Below are 19,916 nucleotides of genomic sequence, written 5' to 3' on the forward strand. Positions count from 1 at the left end.
AATAGTGATTAGGAGAGAATGAACATGAAAAACGAATTAGAGAATATTTATCACTCAAAAATAAATAATCTTAATTTTCTACTTGTCGATATTACTTACAGAAAACCTCACCTTCATTTTGACATTGAATTAGCTTTTGTCTTAGAAGGGGCTGGTCAGGTAATAACACAAGAGCAATGCTTTGAAATCAAAGCTGGACATGCAATTATCTTTAATAGTTGCCAAGTTCACGAACTATCTTCAAGCGACTCTATGAAACTTTTGATTCTACAGTTTTCATCAGAAATTTTTAAAATTATCTTCCCTCAGCTGGATAAAATTTATTTTGAAAGTCATCCTTTCAATCTAAAAAATCAACCTGAAACTTTAAAATTACTCTTACAAGCGGCTTTAAGTTATTTTGCTGATGATAAGAATAATTCCTTACGTACTCACGGATATACTTCCCTTTTATTAGATCGCTTATTAAGTATTTCTGAATACAGTATTTTAAGCAGTTCTGAACAAAATAAATTAATGGATCTCCAAGAGCGAATGGAAAGAATTTCTTCTTACATTCATGAAAACTATGACCATAAAATTTCTTTAGAAATGATTGCTTCGCATGAAGGACTTTCCAGAACGTATTTTTCCCATTTCTTTAAAAGTAATTTTGGGATTAATTTCAACGAGTATTTAAATAAGATTCGTTCTGAAAAAGCAAGAACATTACTTTCTTCTTCTAAAGATAATTTATTAAATATTGCTTACATGTGTGGTTTCTCAGATATCAGAACGCTCAACACCGCTTTTCTTAAATCTTATGGTGTTCTACCGAAGGAATTTAGAAAAAATAGTGTACTCTTCCCAAATCTCAACTACATGACTTTCAATCAAGATAAAATTGATAATCAAGTTTTTTATTCTGATAGAGGCTCTTTTGATATTTTGCAATATTATTTAGAAAAAAACTTTGAAAAAAACAAGTAGTCATTTTTAGACTCTTTATTTTTAACAAGTTAATGATATCGCTTTCTAAGAATCTTATCTTACTGTTTTGTTCTATTTTTCAGGGGAAATGTTGTCATTTTATCATGCCTAAATCAAATAAAAAAAATACTTGGCTTTTACCAAGTATTTTTTATTAATCCCAAATTTTAGTTGCTTTAATTTCATTAATCGTTTGGTCAAAATCATTTGTTAAGATCGTAACATGTCCCATTTTTCGGTTATGTTTAGCATCTGCTTTTCCATAATCATGTTGATGCCAATCGGCATGCTCATGATTAAGTCTCTTAACTGCCTCAACGTGTTGCCCTAAAACGTTCAGCATAATGGCAGCTTTCAAAAGTTTAGGTTCTGGTAGGTCTTCTCCTAAAATCCCTTTAATATGCAAATCAAATTGGTTGAAATCACAAGCTTCAATTGTAAAGTGGCCACTATTATGTGGTCTTGGAGCTAGTTCATTGACATAGATTTGACCATCTGCTGTTAAAAACATTTCCACACATAAGGTGCCAGATAGCTCTAATTTTTCCGCAATTGAGGCCGCAATTTTATAAGCATTCTCTGTAATTTCAGCAGATATACGAGCCGGAGAAATCGTCTGATGTAAGATGTTTTCTCTATGTTCGTTTTCAGCTAGAGGAAAAACCACATATTCGTGACCATTTCCACTAATAATAACAGAAATTTCACGTTCAAAAGAAATAAAATCTTCTAAAACACATTCTGAAAGTTCTGTCAGTGATTTTGCAGCTGACAAGTTTTCATCAGCATTTAAAACCACTTGTCCATGACCGTCATAGCCTCCAGTTGTTGTTTTTAGAACTTGTTTTCTAGTTACTATCTCTGGGAGTTTTTCCGCTGAATCTACGAGTTGCCAAGGCGCAACATTAACTTTAGCTTCGTTGGTCAAAAATTCTTTTTCAAAGCGACGGTTTTGCGTAATCTCTAACAGACGTATTCCTTGAGGAATCCTTACACAGCCTTCAATTTCGTGCAAAGCTTTTGCTGATACATTTTCAAACTCATAAGTAATGACGTCACAAGCGTAGGCAAGTCTTAATAAATTTTCAACGTCATCATAAGGTGCAACAATCAGTTCATCAGATACTTTTGCCGCAGAACAGTTTGGATTTGGGTCAAGTGTAATGACTTTATGTCCCATGTATTGAGCAGCAATTGCCATCATCTGTCCAAGCTGACCTCCACCAATAATACCAATTGTTTGCTTTGTATTCTTTATCACAAGTCTTCCTACCCTTCATTATTTGAAATCCGACAACTTTTGAACTCTTTTTAAAGTAATGCTTTGTTTGATTCCTCGACCATTTCTTGTGCAGCAGCCCGATAGACCAACAATTTTTGGTATAAATTCTCGTTTGTATTTGCCAAAAGTTGCAAAGCAAATAAAGCAGCATTTTTTGCTCCAGCCTCTCCAATTGCCATTGTCGCTACAGGAACTCCTGCCGGCATTTGAACAATTGAATAAAGTGAATCCAAACCAGACAAAGCTCGCGATTTTATTGGAACGCCAATGACTGGGACGAGGGTCTGAGCAGCTACCATTCCTGGCAAATGAGCGGCTCCACCAGCACCCGCGATGATCACTTTATAACCTGCCTCATGAGCTTGGCTCGAAAATTCAGCCATTAAAGCTGGTGTTCGGTGTGCTGATACGACTTTTTTTTCATAAGCTAAACCAAATTCATCTAAAATTTTTGCTGTTTCTTTCATTGTCGCCCAATCTGAGCTCGAACCCATGATAATTGCTACTTCTGCCATTTTTCCTCTTCTTTTTTCTTAACCAAAATTTTTATATTGCTCGTGAACCGATATCATGACGATAAAAGAAACCATCATTTTCCAATTTATCAAGTTTTTCATAAAGCAATTTCTGTGTACTTTTTACATCTTCTCCCGTTTCAGAAACAAGATAAACTCGGCCTCCACTAGAGATTAATTGATTATTTTCATTTTTGGAAACTCCTGCATAATAAACATTTAATCCTTCAGGAATTTCTGGAAGAATAAGTCCTAGTTTTGCTTGACTAGGATAGCCTTCTGCAGCAACAACCACACCCAAAGTCACACCAGACTCAAGCCATTCTAATGTTGGCTCATTTCCAGCTAAAATATCAATAATTGCTTGAGCTAAGTCACTTTTTAAACGGGGGAGAACAACTTGGGTTTCAGGATCCCCAAAACGTGCATTAAATTCAATTGTTTTGACTCCATCTTCTGTCAAAATTAACCCTGCATAAAGAATGCCTGTAAATGACTTGCCTTCTTTTATCATTCCAGCTACTGTTGGTTTAACAACTTTTTCAAAAGCCTCATTCACAACCTCTTTAGAAATATGTAGGACCGGTGAGTAAGCCCCCATTCCCCCTGTGTTAGGGCCTTTATCTCCATCAAAAGCTCGTTTGTGGTCTTGAGCAATCGGCATCGGATATATTTTTCCGTCATGGACAAAACTAAATAAAGAAAATTCTTCACCGTCAAGAAATTCCTCAATCACAACTTTTCCTTGACTACCAGAAAAAATATCGGCCAGAGCTGACTTAGCGGTCTCGATATCAAAGGCAACTGTCACACCCTTTCCAGCAGCGAGCCCATCAGCTTTAATCACAAGGGGAACTCCTTTTTCATCTAGATATGCAAGAGCAGGCTCAAAGCTATCAAAAGTAGCATAATCAGCCGTCGGAACCCCATATTTTTTCATCATTGATTTTGCAAAATCTTTTGAACCTTCTAGCTCTGCGGCCATTTTATTTGGGCCAAAAATTGGTAATTCTGCTTTTCTAAAAGCATCGACAACGCCATTCATCAAAGCAGTTTCTGGGCCAACAAATGTCAGTCCAATGTTTTGATTTTGAGCAAATTCAACTAATTTATCATTAGATAGTTCGGAAATATCAACTATTTGAATTCCATCATTTTCCATTCCTGAATTGCCTGGAGCTACAAAGACTTCTTCAACTTGAGGACTTTCCATAAATTTTTTTGCTAAGGCATGTTCGCGGCCGCCAGAGCCAATTACCAAAATTTTCATCATTTCTCCGATATTCCCAAACGCTTTTTATATAGTATTCATCTAATTTATTTATTATTCAACAAATCTTGAACGAATAATAAAAGCCAAAGTGACGATAGCTCATCTATCTTTTCCTGCTTTATAAATCTTATAATTCTATCTTAAAAGATTTATGATAAAAGAAAAAGCCTGAACAAAAGTTTCAAGAAATAAGAAGAGAGATTGTTCGGTATTTACTCAATTCCAGCCGGAGTTTTTCCTTTGCGATTTTTAAATGACAAATTTGTTTATCAGCTTTTCTATCGCAATTTTCATTAAAAACATGTAAAATAAATCTAAGTAGAAAAAGAAAGCGAAAACTTATGGCGACTCAACCAACCAAAGATAAAATTATTAGTAGCAGCTGGGAACTTTTAGAAGAACTTCCTCTCACAGAATTTTCAATGCGTAAGTTAGCTAGTCGGCTAGGAATGACAGTGTCTTCTCTTTACTACCATTTTTCAAGTAAAGAAGCACTTTTTGCAGAACTTATTGATAAAGCAAGCCTTGAAATTATTTTTCCAGCAAATGAGAAAACGTGGCAAGACCGCCTTTTCGTCTATGGTAAAAATATTTATGCTGTTTTAGAATCTTATCCAAACCTCGCACAATTGATGATGGATTATCCACCAGAATCTGAGAACTATCTTCGGCTCTTTGATAAACTTTTAATGATTGTAGATGATCTCAAGCTTTCTGATGATCATAAATTTTACACCATTAACCTTTTTCTAAATTTTATTTACACCAGTAAAATAGATAGTGATCGTTTAGTAGAGCAACCCGAAAAACCTCTTTCTACTGTCAAAATTCCTCTGGTACAACTGGCTCCTTTTCTCGATAAATATTGGCGAACTGAAAGCCTCACCAGTCTTGGCTCTTCTGAAAGTTTTGAGTTTGGTTTACAGCTTATTATTTCAGGAATTGAAAAAATGCTTAAAATTAATTAATTTATAAAAAACTTCCTGAGGAAGTTTTTTCTTGACTTTGCTTTAGAACAATGGTATTATTTTTACCGAACACTGTTCTAAAAAATATAAACGAAGGTTCTTTATGAATAATACTAATGATTTTAATTTAAAAAAAGTCTTACCTGCAGTTTTAACAATTGCAATTGGAATGCTTTTAGTAATGATGGATACAACCATTATGAATGTCACTCTTCCGCATATCCAGTCTGCTTTCCATCAAAATCTCTCAAATAGTCAGTGGGTCATTACTGCTTATACTTTAGCTATGGCCACAGTTATTCCATTTGCTGGATTTTTGGGAGACCGCTTTTCAGATAAAAAAGTTTTTGCTTTAGCAATCATTTTTTTCACTATCGCTTCATTTCTTGCAGCTAATGCTCACTCACTGCAAAGTCTTATTATTTGGCGAATTGCTCAAGGCTTAACTGGTGGCGTTGTTGCTCCAATCGGAATTGGGATGTCTTTTAAAATTATCCCAATGGAAAAACGAGGTTCAATGATGGGCCTTCTAGGGTTACCAATGTTGCTCGCTCCAACAATAGGACCTGCACTTTCAGGTTTCTTAGTTAAACACTTCAATTGGTCAGCTGTCTTTTTGATTAATCTTCCGGTTGGAGTTCTAGCCCTAATCTTTGTTCTCCTCTTTCTCCCCAATTTTCCTGCAAATAAAGCAAGTAAAATTGACTTAAAAGGGACTCTTCTTTCTCCATTTGCCTTTCCAATTTTAATTTATGGTGTGCACGTTGGGGCAGATAAAGGCTGGTCAAATCCTACTGCCCTCTCTTTTGTAGGGCTTGGTTTTATCATGTTGCTTTTATTCATTATTGTTGAACTACGTGTTGAGAATCCTCTTTTACACCTTCGAGCTTTTGCAATTCCTGAATTTACAAAAGGAATTTCGCTCATGTGGCTTAATCAAATCGTTGTTTTTGGGGCCATGCTTCTTGTCCCACTTTACTTACAAAATGTCGTTGGACTTTCTTCTGAAAATACAGGACTAATCATGGTTCCGCAGGCAATTGCTAGTTTTTTAGGAATGACCATCGGTGGGCTTATTTTTGATAAATTTGGGACGAAAGCCGCAGTTCTGCCGGGCTTTACTCTGGGAGCTTTAAGTCTTAGTCTTTTTAGTCAAATTAAACCTAGTTCTTCTTTGGCTTTCACACTTTGTGCTATTGTTTTACTTGGTTTAAGTCAAGGTTTAGTCAATATGCAAGTTAATAATCACGCCCTTCAATCTGTTCCAATGAAAAATATCAGTCGAGTTACTCCACTAACAAATGAAATGATGCAAGTAGTCAACTCATTTGCCATTGCCTTTTTGACAGCTTTTTTAAGTGGTCAAATCAAAAAACAGACTGGACTTTCTCCTTTACAAGCAAATCTAACTGCCTTCCACCATACTTTCTACTTACTCCTTATTTTTGTAAGCTTTGGTTTCATTTTAAGTCTGTTTTTGAAAAAAAAGTGAAGGCATAATAAAAAAACACTGTTTAAATAAACAGTGTTTTTTTATTACCAATTTTTAACCAAAGCTGGAATTTCTAATAGGTCTTGAATTTGCACATCTGGTTGTGCTTCTCCACTAACTTCCAATTGTTTTGGATTATACCAAATTGTCTTTATTCCAGCTCTATTCCCTCCTAAAATATCAGTTGCTAGGGAGTCGCCAACGATTGTGAATTTCTTTTGATTGGCCGCTTCAATGTGGTCAAAGACGTAATCGAAGAAAGCAAGAGAAGGCTTATGATGACCCACTTCTTCACTAATAAAGATTTCTCTAAAGTGATCAGAAATTCCAGATTCAAATATTCGTGGACGGGAAACACGTGAAGTTCCATTACTAACCACATACATTTCTGCCTCTTTTGCTGACAGCTCTGTCAGTAATTCTTTGGCATGATTAATCAACTCATGCCCTTGTGATAAGTAAAGTTGATATTCATCATCAACAGCAACTGGATTATAATTTACTGACACATTTAAAGCCCTAAAAGCATGGTCAAATCGAGTAGATAGAAGTTCTTCACGTGAAAGTTTTTCTGATTCGTGTAAACGCCAAAGCGCTTTGTTTTCACGAGAGTAAGTCGCACGATTTTCCTGATTATCTTCAATTTGATAGTGGGTAAAAATTTTTCCCAAAGCATCATATTCTGCTTTATCAAAATCAAGTAAGGTGTTATCAATATCAAAAAGTAGTACAGTCATTTCTTTTCCTTTGCTTAATGTATTCTTTGCATTCTCTACATTATATCAGAAAAAAGTGTCGGAAATTATTTTTTAGATTATAGATGACAAAAAATCTACCCTAAAGGTAGACTTTTTATTAATGTCTAAAATGACGAAGTCCTGTGAAGACCATCGCAATTCCATATTTATCACAGGCATCAATCACTTCTTGGTCGCGTACAGAGCCACCTGGTTGAACGATTGCTTTAATTCCTGCCTTAGCAATTTCATCGATATTGTCAGCAAATGGGAAAAAGGCATCCGAACCAAGAACTGCATTTTCTTGAAGTTCTGCTGATTTCTCAGCGGTTGCCTCTAAGGCAATTTTTACTGAGCCCACACGATTAGTTTGACCAGGACCAACACCAAGCGTCTGGTGGTCATTGGTCACAATAATCCCATTTGATTTGACAAACTTAACTGCTTTCCAAGCAAATTTCATGGCCACCATTTGTCTGTCAGTTGGTTGAACTTTAGTCGCCACTGTCCATTCTTTTGGATTTTCAACAATGACATCTTGATTTTGAACAAGTAGTCCTCCAAGAACCCCTGTTACAAGCGCTTCTTTTTCTGAGGCTTCTTTTTTAGAAAAATCAACGGTTAAAAGTCGAATATTTTTCTTTTTACTTAAAACTTCTAAGGCTTCTTTGCTATAAGAGGGTGCGATAATAATTTCAAGGAAAATCTTACTCATTTTTTGCGCAGTTGCCAAAGTTACTTCTCGATTTAAAACAATAATTCCACCAAAAATTGAAACCGGGTCTGCTTCATAGGCGTAATCCCAAGCTTTTTCGATATCCGTTGCTGTTCCAATCCCACATGGATTCATATGTTTGAGGGCTACAACTGTTGGTTCTTCAAAATCTCTTGCAATTTGTAAAGCAGCATCTGCATCACGAACATTGTTATAGCTTAGTTCTTTACCATGAATTTGCTTACTTTGGGCAATTGAATAAGTCGTTGGTAAAGCTGACTCATAAAAATCTGCATTTTGTTGCGGATTTTCACCATAACGCATTCCTTGTTTAAGGTCGTAAGTCAAGGTTAATTTTTCTGGTTTTACATTTTCTACCGGAAATTCTTCTGTCAAATATTGTGCAATTAAAGCGTCATAACTTGCAGTGTGGCGAAATACTTTTGCTGCAAGTTGCTGACGAAAACTTAAACTTGTTTCACCTTTTACTGACAGCTCTGTCAGTACTTTTTCATAATCATATGGGTCACAAACGACTGTGACTGACGCATGATTTTTAGCTGCTGAACGCAACATTGAAGGACCACCAATATCAATCTTCTCAATCATTTCTGCTTGACTGCCCCCAGCAAGCAAAGTTTCTTTGAAGGGGTATAAATTCACAACAACCAAATCAATTGGAGAAATATGATGTTCTGTCATTGATTTCATGTGACTTTCCAAGTCTCTACGTCCAAGAAGGGCTCCATGAATTAGTGGATGCAATGTTTTAAGGCGCCCATCCATCATTTCTGGAAATCCTGTTACTTCATCGATTGCAATATTCGGAATTTTTTCTTGGTCCAGAACGGCTTTCGTTCCACCCGTTGAGATAATTTCCCAACCTAATTCTCGAATTTTCTTAGCAAATTCTACAATACCTTCTTTGTCTGAAACACTGATAAGTGCACGTTTTGACATGATTTCCTCCAAGTTTTCTGCTGACAATTCTGTCAGTAATATTTTTTCTTATAAAAGAACTGACAGAACTGTCAGTAAATATTTATCATGTCTTTATTTTACATTTATCGTTTGGAAATAAAAAGCACCAGTTTTAAAACTGGGCTTTTTTTATTATAATTGTTCGGAAATTACTTTTAATCTTTAATTAAAAACTCTTCATTGAAAATTCCAATATATGGCAACTGACGGTAACGTTCCGCATAATCAATTCCATAGCCCACAATAAAGGCATCCGGCACTTCAAAGCCAACATAATCAGCGTCAATATCAACTTTACGACCACTTGGTTTATCTAATAAAGAGATAATTTTTACTGAATGCGCTTGACGTCCTGTCAGCAATTTTTTAAGATAGAGCAGAGTATTTCCAGTATCAATAATATCTTCAACAATCAAAATATCACGTCCATGAGCCACGGTTGATAAATCTTTCAAAATTCTAACTTCTCCAGAAGATGAAATCCCATAACCATAACTGGTAACATCCATAAAATCAACTTCAGCATCAATTGATAATTCTTTAAGCAAATCAACCGTAAACATGATTGACCCTTTTAATATTCCAACAACAAGTGGATTTTTTCCCTCATAATCGCGTGAAACAACTTCTGCAAGCTCTTTGACACGTTCGGCAATTTGTTCTCTGGTAAATAAAACTTCTTTTAAATGTGGATGCATTTTTCTCTCCAATTTTTTTCACAATATGTTTCTATTTTAGACTTTTTTAGAGAGAAGAAAAAGACCAGAAGTCTGACTTTGGTCTTTTTTAGCTTACAACGTTCGGAAATAGAAAATTTTCAAAACCATAATTTTCTTAATCAACTTTAATAACTCCCAAGTCCAACATCGTTTGTGCCGTTTGAATAATCGCTGCTTCACCTAAACGTGGTTTCCAGCCTAAAAGTTTAACTGATTTTTCATTTGAACAAGCTGTGTTTTGCCCCAAAAATGTAGCTGGCATCGCCAAACTTTTATCAAATCGAGCTAAAGTTTTAACTAAAAAGTCGGGAATTACCTGAGTAGACACTTTTTTAGCTTTTGTACCAAATTCCTTTTTCAAAAACTCTGCTTGCTTTTTGTAAGTAATATTTTGGCCTGAAGTTGCAATGAAACGCTGACCAATCGATTCATCTTTTTCAAGAGCTAGCAAATGTAAATCAGCAACATCACGAACGTCAACATAATCAAATGCTAAATTTAAAAGTCTGGGCATTTTACCTTCAAACATCTTTTTTATAGCTGCACTAGAATGTGAAAAATCATTTCCAAGAATTGGACCCATAACAGCTGTAGGTAAAACCGATGCTCCTTCAATACCATAAGCTTCTGCAAGTTTCCAAAACTCCATTTCCGCCATCGTTTTAGAACGTTGGTAGGCATTAATTGGAGCATCAAGATTTGTCCAATCTTTCTCTGTGAAGATTTCTGGATGATGCTTATGCCCCGCTAAAACTGCTCCCGATGCTGAGTTCAAAACCACTCGTTTAACTCCTGCTTCTTTGGCTGCTTTCATCACAAACTTCACTCCATCTACAGCCATTTTCATCATTAAATCATCAGCGTCAGGACGTTGCAAAGGTGTTGGTGAAGCCACATGAATCACAGAATCAACACCAGTCATGGCCTGACTCCATCCTTCTTCTTTTGTCAAATCAGTTTGAACAAAACCTAAATCTGTAAAATCTGAAATTCCGCCTTGTGCCATCATTTTTTTCACTTCTTCTTGTCGAGCCATCGTCCGCAATGTCGCCCGTACTCGATAACCTTTTTTCAATAAAGCAATCATGATAAACATAGCAATATATCCAGAACCACCTGTTACAAGAATTGTTTTTTTATTTGTATTTGTCATTTAATTTTTTCCTCTATTTTTCCTAATCAACATCCGTTACACTTGAAACTTATGTAAAATTATTGTACGATAGAAGTGTAAAAAATACAAGCCTTTGAAAAGCTTGTGTGACACAATCAGGAGAAGTGTAATGGCAGCGACAAACTATTCCCAAACTATCAAAAACGATACAAAAGATTTTATTACTACAGCTATTTTGCAACTATTAGGAATTCAAATAACATCCGAAAAACCGAAAACTCTTGCTCAACTCACCGTTTCAAACGTTTGTAAAAGAGCCGGAGTTAGCAGAATGGCTTTTTATCGTAACTTTGAGTCCATTGACCAGGTCATTTATCAATACTATCAGCCTCAAATTTCTCAAAGTTTTGAAATCATTCGTCAGAATGTTTCTGCCAGTTCAAAAATTGAAAACCAATTAAAATTCTTTGAAGAATTCAAAAATGATCTCTTCCTTTCTGAAAGTCAAGGTTACGAACCAATTATTCGTCAGATTTATATTGAAGAAATTGAGAAATTTTATGAAAAGACAAATGACGAATATTTCATTACTTTTGTCGCAAATGGAGTTTATGCTCTTTGGCGCAAATGGTTAATGAACGGTCAAGATAAGCCAATTGAAGAAATACATGAACTCATTAGAAAAATTGTTACAATTTAAGTGAAAATAAAAAGACACTTGCTCGTGTCTTTTTAATATAAATTTATTTTTTAAGCAATTTCCTGTCCTAAATGAATCACCTCATCCAAATAACTTTGAGTTTCATCATATAGATGGTGTGTAATCATAATCACCGTCAAATCAGGATTTTCTAAAATATTTTTTTCTACAGCTAGAGCTGTTTTTTTGTCAACACTCGCCGTACTTTCATCCATCACTAAAATTGGCTTACTGCCCATTAATTCTCTAGCGACAGATAATCTTTCTTGCTGACCTCCTGACAAATTTTTATCATAAACAGTATCAAGTTTATTAAATACAAAGTCATCCGCACAAGCAATTCTAATCGACTTATCAAAGATATTTGGCGAAATTTTGCGCCCTAAAGTCAAATTTTCTTCTACTGTTTCCTTAAAAAGATAGGGAAATTGCATAATCACACTCATCACATGAGGCAAAGATTTTCGATTAATTCCTTTGTAATCTTTCCCGTCTAATAAAATTTCTCCTTCATAGTCTTGCTTATTCCCAACCAACAAATTAATCAAGGTTGATTTTCCACTTCCACTATCGCCAATAATCGCGTATTTTTTTCCTTTTTCAATGACAATTTCTGGATACTCAATTTTTTGCCCATCAGGAAATGCAACAGCCAGATTTTTTAATTCTAATTTACTTTCAAAAGCTGTCACTTCTTCTCCGTCAGTAACTTTTGATTCGTCAGTAATTTTTCCATATTTCTCTAACAGCTTTCCCGTTGCATTGAGCAATATTAAACTATTCGCTACACTTTTTGAGTAATTAGTTACTGTTCCTGACAAATTTCCGACACTCATGACAACACCAATGCCAATTTGTCCATTCATGATAAGAAAACCGGCAACAGCTAAAATCAAAAACTGCCCTAACATACTAGTCCCTAATAAAGAATACTGCATCCAAGCACGGGTAAAAATTAATTTCACATTCGCCGTAGCTAATTGATTAAATTTCCCCATGGTTCGCTCTTGCATAAGACCCAATTGTTTATTATGATAAAGCACTTCATAACCACGCAAGTAATCCGTAGATGTCGCTAAGGCATCATTTGCAAGTTCCGACACTTGTTCCGTATCTCGTTCCACTGATTGTTTAAACATTTTTGGAAAATAGAACAAAAGTGCTCCAACCAAAAGGGTTGTCAAAAGCAATACCCAGTGGAAAAAGATAATAGCAATTCCTGAGAATAGCATCGCAACAATTCCCGTATAAACAAAATAAATCTGGTGGAAACCATTATCATAAAGTAGTTTTGTATCATTATTTAACCACGAGTTATAATCTTCCTTACTATTTTTTTCAAAATCAGAATAAGAAATTTCCGTCAGAGGCTCAATGATATCACGGCGTACAGCATTAAGCTGTTTTTGTATGGCAATTTCTTTCCAAACATCACGCGCTCCTTGAACAAAACTATCGACCATCCAAAGGATAATATCAATAGCTAACCATAAGAAAAATTGATTCATCTCTTTTGCAATCAAAGAATTGAGCACATTTGCTAAAAAGACCGAACTCAAGACCGCAAGAGCAATATCAATCGTGATAAGTAAGAAAACCATAAAATTTTCAAATTTGAATTCTTTAAGATACTTTACCATTTTTCCTTCTCTTATTTTACTTAAGATTATGTTACCACTACATTGTAGCATTTAAATTTCAAAAGTAAATAGCGCTTACAAAAGTATTTTAGATGTTTTATTTCCTTAAAAGAACTGAAAATTTTCTCTTATTTTTATTAAGCTAAAACGTATAAAAAAACTTCATCATTGCTGATGAAGTATTATTTGGCGAACGACTTCTGGATAGAGCTTGTGCTCTGCTTCATGAACAGAACGCTCATAGACTTCTAAATCTTCGTGATAAGCGAGCGGGATTTGAGCAATCAATTCTCCAGTATCAACACCCTCATCAACATAATGAATACTGATTCCCAACCCCTTTTTTGCCTCATGTGATTCTTCAATCGCATGAGGTGAACCAGCGAAATCCGGAAGATAAGAAGGGTGAACATTGATGATCTTTCCTTTATATTTTGATAACATCGTCGCACCAATAATTTTCATATAGCCCGCCAAGAGAATTAAATCGATTTCTTTGTCTTCTAAAATTTCCACCAAAGCCTTTTCATAATCCACTTTTGAAGAAAATTCTTTTAATTCCAAACTTGCCTTTGCCACCCCTAATCGCTCAGCACGTTCAAGTACATAAGCATCGTGATGATCTGAAAAAACAAATTTTACTTGATTTGGAAATTGTTCGGCTAGTGTTTGAAAGTTAGAGCCATTTCCTGATGCAAATACTGCAATTTTCATGCTATCCCCTATTCTCAATGAAAAAAGATTATTTTTTAATCACTACTGCTGCATCTTGTCTTTTGACCATTTTACCAATTTCAAATGCATTCAAGACTTTTTTGAGAGTTTCAGCATTTTCAGGAGCAACAGCGATTACCATTCCAATTCCCATATTGAAAATTTCATACATTTCTTCATGTTTGATATCCCCATATTTTTCAAGAGCTTTGAAAATTGGTAAAATATTCCAAGAACCTTCAACAATTTCAGCTGACAAGCTATTTCCGAACATTCTTGGTAAATTCTCATGGAATCCTCCGCCTGTAATATGAGCAATTCCTTTTATTTTATTTTGTTTAATCAAGGGTAAAAGCTCTTTGACATAGATTTTTGTCGGAATTAAAAGAGTATCAATCAAAGATTGGTCAAGTTCAGGCAATGATTCATTCAAATCAAAGTCAGCAAAAACTTTCCGAACCAAAGAGTATCCATTAGAATGAATCCCAGATGAGGCAAGACCAAGCAAAACATCGCCCGCTTCCACATCTTTTTCACCATCAATTAATTGTGATTTTTCAGCCACACCCACAGCAAAACCAGCTAAATCGTAATCATCTTCATCATACATTCCGGGCATTTCAGCTGTTTCTCCACCAATCAGCGCTGCTCCTGCTTGCAAGCAACCTTCGGCCACTCCAGCTACAACTTGCTCCAATTTTTCAGGAATATTTTTCCCTGTGGCAATATAATCCAAAAAATACAATGGCTCAGCCCCAGCAGCAATAATATCATTGACGCACATGGCCACACAATCAATCCCAATCGTATCATGTTTGTCTGCTTGAATGGCTAACATCAATTTAGTTCCCACACCATCTGTCCCTGAAATTAATACAGGCTCTTTCACATCAAGCACAGATAAATCAAAACTTCCACCAAAACCACCCAGTGCCCCAAGTACACCTAAACGTTCGGTTTTAGCCACATGCTTCTTAATACGAGAAACCACCTCATATCCTGCTTCTACATCTACCCCAGATTTTGCATATGCATTCTCAGACACTGTCATTCTCCATTTTCTGATTTATTTTATTCTACTTCCATGTTAAATGATTTTCAAACATAAAAAAAGTTCCAGCGGGTAGTACTGAAACTTTTTAATTGAATTGTTCGGAAATAACAATTCATTCCAACTCTAACTGTCTATTAAATATAAAAAACCGCCAGCATCAGCTAACGGCTTTTTTCTATTTATTCAGCAATTTTTTGAATATCAAAGTCAATCTTGTTATCTATAAGCCTTACAATAACTTTTGATTTTGGCGGAATTTTTCCTCCGATAATCAGCTTAGCTAATGGATTTTCGATGACTTTTGTCAAATAACGTTTGAGTGGACGCGCACCATAAGCTGGTTCATAAGCATTTTCGGCAATCCAAACTTTTACTTCTTCACTCAACTCAAGTTGAACATCCATTTCTTCAAGACGATGTGAAAGTTGGCTAGTCATTTTAACGATAATATTCTTAATGTCCTCAAGTGCTAATGGTTTGAAAAGAATGGTATCATCAATCCGATTTAGAAATTCTGGTTTGAAATGTGCCCGAAGTTGAGCCATCACGTTTTCAGTTGTTTCTTCCGAAATTTCACCATTTTCTCCAACATTATCCAGCAAATATTGCGAACCGACATTTGAAGTCATAATCAACACTGTGTTCTTAAAGTCAACGAGAACACCTTTAGAGTCAGTCAGACGACCGTCATCCAAAACTTGCAACAAGATATTGAAGACATCTGGATGTGCTTTTTCGATTTCATCAAGCAAGATGATGGTATAAGGATTACGACGAACAGCTTCAGTCAATTGGCCTCCTTCATCATAACCGACATATCCTGGAGGTGCTCCGACTAAACGAGAAACTGAGTGTTTTTCCATATATTCACTCATGTCAATCCGAACCATATGTTCTTCTGAATCAAAGAGATTTTCAGCCAAAGCTTTCGCGAGTTCGGTCTTACCTACCCCAGTTGGACCGAGGAAGAGGAAGGAACCAAGTGGACGATTAGGGTCTTGAATTCCTGCACGTGCACGAATAATGGCATCAGATACGGCTTCAACCGCTTCATCTTGTCCAACGACCCTTTGATGCAGTGTTTCTGGTAAATGAAGTAATTTTTCACGTTCACCTTCAACCAATTTGGTAATTGGAATACCGGTCATACGTCCAACCACTTCGGCGATTTGTTCCTCAGTGACTGATTCTTGAACTAAGGATAAATCATCTGATTTTGCTTTTTCTTCAATAGCTTTGAGTTCTTTTTCAATTTCAGGAATTTTACCATAACGAAGGGCTGCTGCTTTTTCTAAGTTTCCTTCATTTTGAGCTTCTTCCAATTCGTGGCGAGCATGTTCTAATTCATTTCTTTTTTCAGAAATGTTGCCGACTTCTTTTTTCTCAGCTTCCCATTGAGCTTTGAGTTGATTATTTTCTTCTCGAAGTTCAGCAATTTCACCACGTATAATTTCAAGACGTTTCTTAGAAGCATCATCTCGTTCTTTTTTGAGGGCCGCTTCTTCAATTTCTAATTGCATCAAGCGACGATTAGCTTGGTCAAGTTCAGTTGGGAGTGAATTCATTTCTACACGAATTGTTGCACTGGCTTCATCAACCAAGTCAATGGCTTTATCTGGTAAAAATCGGTCAGTAATATAACGATTTGAAAGGGTTGCTGCTGCGACTAAAGCATTATCATGAATGGTCACTCCATGGTGAATTTCAAAACGTTCTTTAAGACCACGCAAGATTGAAATTGTATCTTCAACAGTAGGTTCAGTAACCAATACCTTTTGGAAACGACGTTCAAGTGCTTTATCTGTTTCCATGTATTTACGATATTCATCCAAGGTAGTTGCCCCAATCAAATGGAGTTCACCACGTGCAAGCATTGGTTTTAAAAGGTTCCCAGCGTCCATTGAACCTTCTGTTTTACCTGCACCAACAATCGTATGAAGTTCATCAATAAAGAGGATAATTTGTCCATCTGATTTTTTCACTTCATTAAGGACTGCTTTCAAACGTTCTTCAAATTCACCACGATATTTCGCTCCTGCAATCAGGGCACCCATATCAAGTGAAAAGATTGTTTTATCTTTCAGATTTTCAGGAACGTCTTTTCTGACAATCCTTTGTGCCAATCCTTCAACAATGGCTGTTTTACCAACCCCAGGTTCACCAATAAGAACGGGGTTATTTTTTGTTTTACGAGAAAGCACTCGAATGACATCACGAATTTCTTCATCACGTCCAATGACAGGATCTTGTTTACCTGATTTAACTTGAGCAACGAGATCTACCCCATATTTTTCAAGTGCTTTGTATGTTTCTTCTGCATTTTGACTGGTCACTTTATCACCTCCGCGTAATTTTTCAATTGCAGCTTGCGCTTTTGCTTTTGTTAGTCCATGGCTAACCAAATAACTGGTCAATGGATTTTGTTTTAATTCAAAGAGGGTAAGGAGAATAATCTCAGTTGATAGGTACTCATCGCCCATTTTTTGCGCAATTTTGTCTGCTTCAGTAAATACTTGGAACAAATCTGGACTTAGGTTTTGACCATAAGTAATATTTGAACCTTCTACTGAATTAATTTTGTCAATTTCTTTTTCAATTAAATTTGTAAAGTCATCTAGGTCAATCCCTAAATCTTTATAAAAGTTCGCCCCAAAACTATTAGGTTGAACAAAAATTCGCCATAAATGTGGAACTTCAATCACTTGGTGATGACGAACTTGCGCAATTTGTTGCGCTGAACCAAGTGCTTCTTGCATCGTTGTTGTCATTTTTTCGATGTCCATAAAAACACCTCATTTCGATTTCATAGTTAGTAGTGATTATTATCTTTTTCTCACTACATTCTAATTATAATACTTTGGTCAGTAATGGTCAAACTTTTTGATTCGTTATTTATAAAAAATTATTTACACTTTTTAAATGAATTATTTGCGCACTAATACTAGTGAAGCTGTCTTTTTAATACACTTTGCCTTATAATGGATTTAGATGTCAAAATAAAAAGATAGGAGAAAAATGACTCAACAACTAAATTCTTTGGGAAAGTCTGCCCTCTTAATATTAAGTAATACAATTATAGTCCTTCCATTCATGATTTTTATTCAAATTGCAAAAGGAACCTCGCTTCTTGCCCTCCTTCCTTTTTTGCTCTTTTATACTTTCAGAATGACTGGCGTATTCTTTATAAGGGGAATAAAAACAAGAATCAACAGCTATAGTCTTTTAAAAATTTCATTGTATGCCGGTTTACTCGGTTGCTTGCTTGGATTTATGGGTTCTTTCTACTTTCCTTTCTATACTTTATCCGGAATTCTTTTAGGAGTGAGTGCAGCTTGGTTGCCGATGTCAAACACTTCGGTAAATTATTATCTAAAAAATACTAACCAGCTTATCAAAGGAAAAACCTTAGTTAGCTTACTTTTATTTTTAGCCCTTGGCTTTTCTTTTGTCTTATCCCCTTCTCTAAAATATCCCCTGTTCTTTGTCTTCTATGGAATAGTTTATCTTCTCTCCTTCCAATTAGTTGGAAATTTGGACAATTACAAAGTTGATCCAAATGATTTAGAAAAAGCTTCATATAAATATCTTATTTTATTTGCTTTATTTTTTGTTTGCCTCTTTCTATTACGTTCAAGTCGACTACTTGCCAATAGTTTAGAATTTGATTATTTCATTTTCGGATTTTTCTTTTTGGTCACCCTCTATATTGTCGCTACGAATTTTTTCAAAAATAAAATTCAAAGAAATATCCCTCGTAAATTATCATATTTGACAGCTATTAATGGGGCGGTGGGAAATTATTTATTTCTTTTTTGTTCTTTGTATGTCGCTGGCTTTTATGGTCATCAGCATTTATTTTTACAGTTTTATCTTCCTTATGTTTTAGGGATTGTCTTTGCCTCTAAGGTCAAAAATTTACTTGGAAATAATGTCAAAACCTACTCTTTAATCGGCATTTTTCTAGGTTTACTTTTGATTGTTTTTAGTCCTCTATTTGCTCTAGGTTTATTCCTTACTAGTTTATTTAAAGGAAGTTTAAATTCAAGCTTAACTCAAGACTATGAAAGTACTGTTAATATCGTTGAAGATAAACGGATCTGGGTAAAATATACCATTCAAAATATCGGAAGTATTCTTCACCAATTTTTGTTGATGCTTTTAGGTTCACTTATCATCATGAAAAATGGCTTATCTATCAAGACCTTGTTCGTCATTACTTCAACTCCTATTCCTACAGCTCGAAGTATTGAACTAATGAAATCATGGAATCTTATTGCTACGTCATTGATTATCTTAATTATCATCGCCTATCTTATTTATCCAAAAATAGTTCCACTTCTTAAAAAATCAAAGTAAATTAGAAAAACTCATGTCTAAACATGAGTTTTTTATTTAATACGAGTGGTCAGTGAACTTTCTTTCCCTTCGATAATTTTATGAATCTCCTTAGCAAATTGGCTTCGTTTAATTGGACGATAACTTTTTAAGAAAGAAAAAATCGGAATTTTTATGAGTAGCTCCAATAGGCGTGCAGGAAAATAACTGCTTTTTCGTGAAGCATCATAGACAATTCCTGGAAAAACAGAAACAAATCTTGATTTCAAACGTTTTTGACCATAAGCCTCCACTTCTTTTTTAGCTCTCATATAGTCATTCATAAAAAAAGGACCATCATTTGCCGAAATAAAAAGACATTGATTTTTTGAGTTAACTATTGTATCAATGATTATTTTTGCTGGTTGAATACTATTTTTTTCATAAGTTATTCCCTTTGATTTACTTGGAAATAGAATTCCTACCGCATCAATCACCCAATCTGATTTTTGTAAAAGTTCTTGCCAATCACCGGTTTCATTTAGATTAGCAGCATGGTAAATAACTGGCTCAACTAGATTATCTTTAGATTTACCATTTCTTGATAAGCTGTGTAATTCATAATCTGCAACTTGGGCAAGTTCCTTGAAAATACCTTGACCAACTAGTCCTGTTCCTCCAACTATTGTAATAATCATTTGCTCACCTCACTTGCTTTTATTTCTTATC

General features: G+C 35.2%; 17 protein-coding genes. 5 read left to right on the top strand and 12 right to left on the bottom strand.

Going from position 1 to position 19,916, the window contains the following annotated elements:
* Nucleotides 1–24 precede the first annotated feature (24 nt).
* The gene (locus ACRYLU_RS07365; protein WP_445080821.1) at nt 25–969 is read left to right on the top strand and encodes an AraC family transcriptional regulator; all 945 of its coding nucleotides are present in this window, start codon (nt 25–27) and stop codon (nt 967–969) included.
* Between the two features lie 154 nt (nt 970–1,123).
* Here ACRYLU_RS07365 and purK read toward each other — a convergent pair whose 3' ends face one another.
* From purK to purD, 3 genes are read right to left on the bottom strand one after another with little or no spacing between them, the layout of a single operon-like run.
* A complete protein-coding gene (gene purK, locus ACRYLU_RS07370) occupies nt 1,124–2,230 on the bottom strand; it encodes a 5-(carboxyamino)imidazole ribonucleotide synthase (RefSeq protein ID WP_445080822.1) in 1,107 nt (368 codons plus the stop codon).
* A gap of 50 nt (nt 2,231–2,280) precedes the next feature.
* Entirely contained in the window at nt 2,281–2,766 is a 486-nt protein-coding gene (gene purE, locus ACRYLU_RS07375) for a 5-(carboxyamino)imidazole ribonucleotide mutase (RefSeq protein WP_058205496.1), read from the bottom strand.
* A gap of 31 nt (nt 2,767–2,797) precedes the next feature.
* Nucleotides 2,798–4,036, bottom strand: coding sequence for a phosphoribosylamine--glycine ligase (gene purD / locus ACRYLU_RS07380; RefSeq protein WP_445081382.1), 1,239 nt, complete (start codon nt 4,034–4,036; stop codon nt 2,798–2,800).
* 344 nt (nt 4,037–4,380) lie between these two features.
* Between purD and ACRYLU_RS07385 the strand changes: the two genes are divergently transcribed.
* Together ACRYLU_RS07385 and ACRYLU_RS07390 are read left to right on the top strand one after the other, a co-directional pair.
* Nucleotides 4,381–5,007, top strand: a complete 627-nt coding sequence (locus ACRYLU_RS07385) for a TetR/AcrR family transcriptional regulator (RefSeq protein ID WP_017864721.1) — start codon at nt 4,381–4,383, stop codon at nt 5,005–5,007.
* Between the two features lie 103 nt (nt 5,008–5,110).
* The gene (locus tag ACRYLU_RS07390; protein ID WP_260311060.1) at nt 5,111–6,499 is read left to right on the top strand and encodes an MDR family MFS transporter; all 1,389 of its coding nucleotides are present in this window, start codon (nt 5,111–5,113) and stop codon (nt 6,497–6,499) included.
* A 44-nt stretch (nt 6,500–6,543) separates the two neighbouring features.
* Here the strand turns inward: ACRYLU_RS07390 and ACRYLU_RS07395 are convergent, their stop codons facing one another.
* From ACRYLU_RS07395 to ACRYLU_RS07410, 4 genes are all read right to left on the bottom strand, one after another.
* Nucleotides 6,544–7,236 carry a YjjG family noncanonical pyrimidine nucleotidase gene (locus ACRYLU_RS07395; RefSeq protein WP_428281329.1) on the bottom strand — a complete coding sequence of 231 codons (693 nt, stop codon included), beginning with the start codon at nt 7,234–7,236 and terminating at the stop codon, nt 6,544–6,546.
* 118 nt (nt 7,237–7,354) lie between these two features.
* Entirely contained in the window at nt 7,355–8,911 is a 1,557-nt protein-coding gene (gene purH / locus ACRYLU_RS07400) for a bifunctional phosphoribosylaminoimidazolecarboxamide formyltransferase/IMP cyclohydrolase (RefSeq protein WP_260311062.1), read from the bottom strand.
* Nucleotides 8,912–9,087: 176 nt separating this feature from the next.
* The gene (gene hpt, locus ACRYLU_RS07405; protein WP_003130055.1) at nt 9,088–9,630 is read right to left on the bottom strand and encodes a hypoxanthine phosphoribosyltransferase; all 543 of its coding nucleotides are present in this window, start codon (nt 9,628–9,630) and stop codon (nt 9,088–9,090) included.
* Between the two features lie 136 nt (nt 9,631–9,766).
* Nucleotides 9,767–10,804 carry an NAD-dependent epimerase/dehydratase family protein gene (locus tag ACRYLU_RS07410; RefSeq protein WP_445080823.1) on the bottom strand — a complete coding sequence of 346 codons (1,038 nt, stop codon included), beginning with the start codon at nt 10,802–10,804 and terminating at the stop codon, nt 9,767–9,769.
* A 130-nt stretch (nt 10,805–10,934) separates the two neighbouring features.
* Here ACRYLU_RS07410 and ACRYLU_RS07415 point away from each other — a divergent pair, with 130 nt between their 5' ends.
* Nucleotides 10,935–11,465: a TetR/AcrR family transcriptional regulator gene (locus ACRYLU_RS07415; RefSeq protein ID WP_260311065.1), complete on the top strand. Its 531-nt coding sequence runs from the start codon at nt 10,935–10,937 to the stop codon at nt 11,463–11,465.
* A 50-nt stretch (nt 11,466–11,515) separates the two neighbouring features.
* On the opposite strand, the gene ACRYLU_RS07420 is transcribed toward ACRYLU_RS07415, so the two are convergent.
* The 4 genes from ACRYLU_RS07420 to clpB all read right to left on the bottom strand — a co-directional run bounded on the left by ACRYLU_RS07420 (nt 11,516) and on the right by clpB (nt 17,656).
* Entirely contained in the window at nt 11,516–13,105 is a 1,590-nt protein-coding gene (locus ACRYLU_RS07420) for an ATP-binding cassette domain-containing protein (RefSeq protein ID WP_195927541.1), read from the bottom strand.
* 165 nt (nt 13,106–13,270) lie between these two features.
* Entirely contained in the window at nt 13,271–13,819 is a 549-nt protein-coding gene (purN, locus tag ACRYLU_RS07425) for a phosphoribosylglycinamide formyltransferase (protein ID WP_098393513.1), read from the bottom strand.
* A 28-nt stretch (nt 13,820–13,847) separates the two neighbouring features.
* Complete coding sequence (gene purM / locus ACRYLU_RS07430) at nt 13,848–14,870, bottom strand: phosphoribosylformylglycinamidine cyclo-ligase (protein WP_260311069.1); 1,023 nt, start codon at nt 14,868–14,870, stop codon at nt 13,848–13,850.
* Between the two features lie 182 nt (nt 14,871–15,052).
* Entirely contained in the window at nt 15,053–17,656 is a 2,604-nt protein-coding gene (gene clpB / locus ACRYLU_RS07435; protein WP_445080824.1) for an ATP-dependent chaperone ClpB, read from the bottom strand.
* A 232-nt stretch (nt 17,657–17,888) separates the two neighbouring features.
* Between clpB and ACRYLU_RS07440 the strand changes: the two genes are divergently transcribed.
* Nucleotides 17,889–19,229, top strand: coding sequence for a hypothetical protein (locus tag ACRYLU_RS07440; protein ID WP_038600119.1), 1,341 nt, complete (start codon nt 17,889–17,891; stop codon nt 19,227–19,229).
* 32 nt (nt 19,230–19,261) lie between these two features.
* On the opposite strand, the gene ACRYLU_RS07445 is transcribed toward ACRYLU_RS07440, so the two are convergent.
* Complete coding sequence (locus ACRYLU_RS07445; RefSeq protein WP_038600116.1) at nt 19,262–19,885, bottom strand: NAD-dependent epimerase/dehydratase family protein; 624 nt, start codon at nt 19,883–19,885, stop codon at nt 19,262–19,264.
* Nucleotides 19,886–19,916: the final 31 nt, after the last annotated feature.

It is taken from the genome of Lactococcus sp. KTH0-1S, from assembly GCF_052544945.1.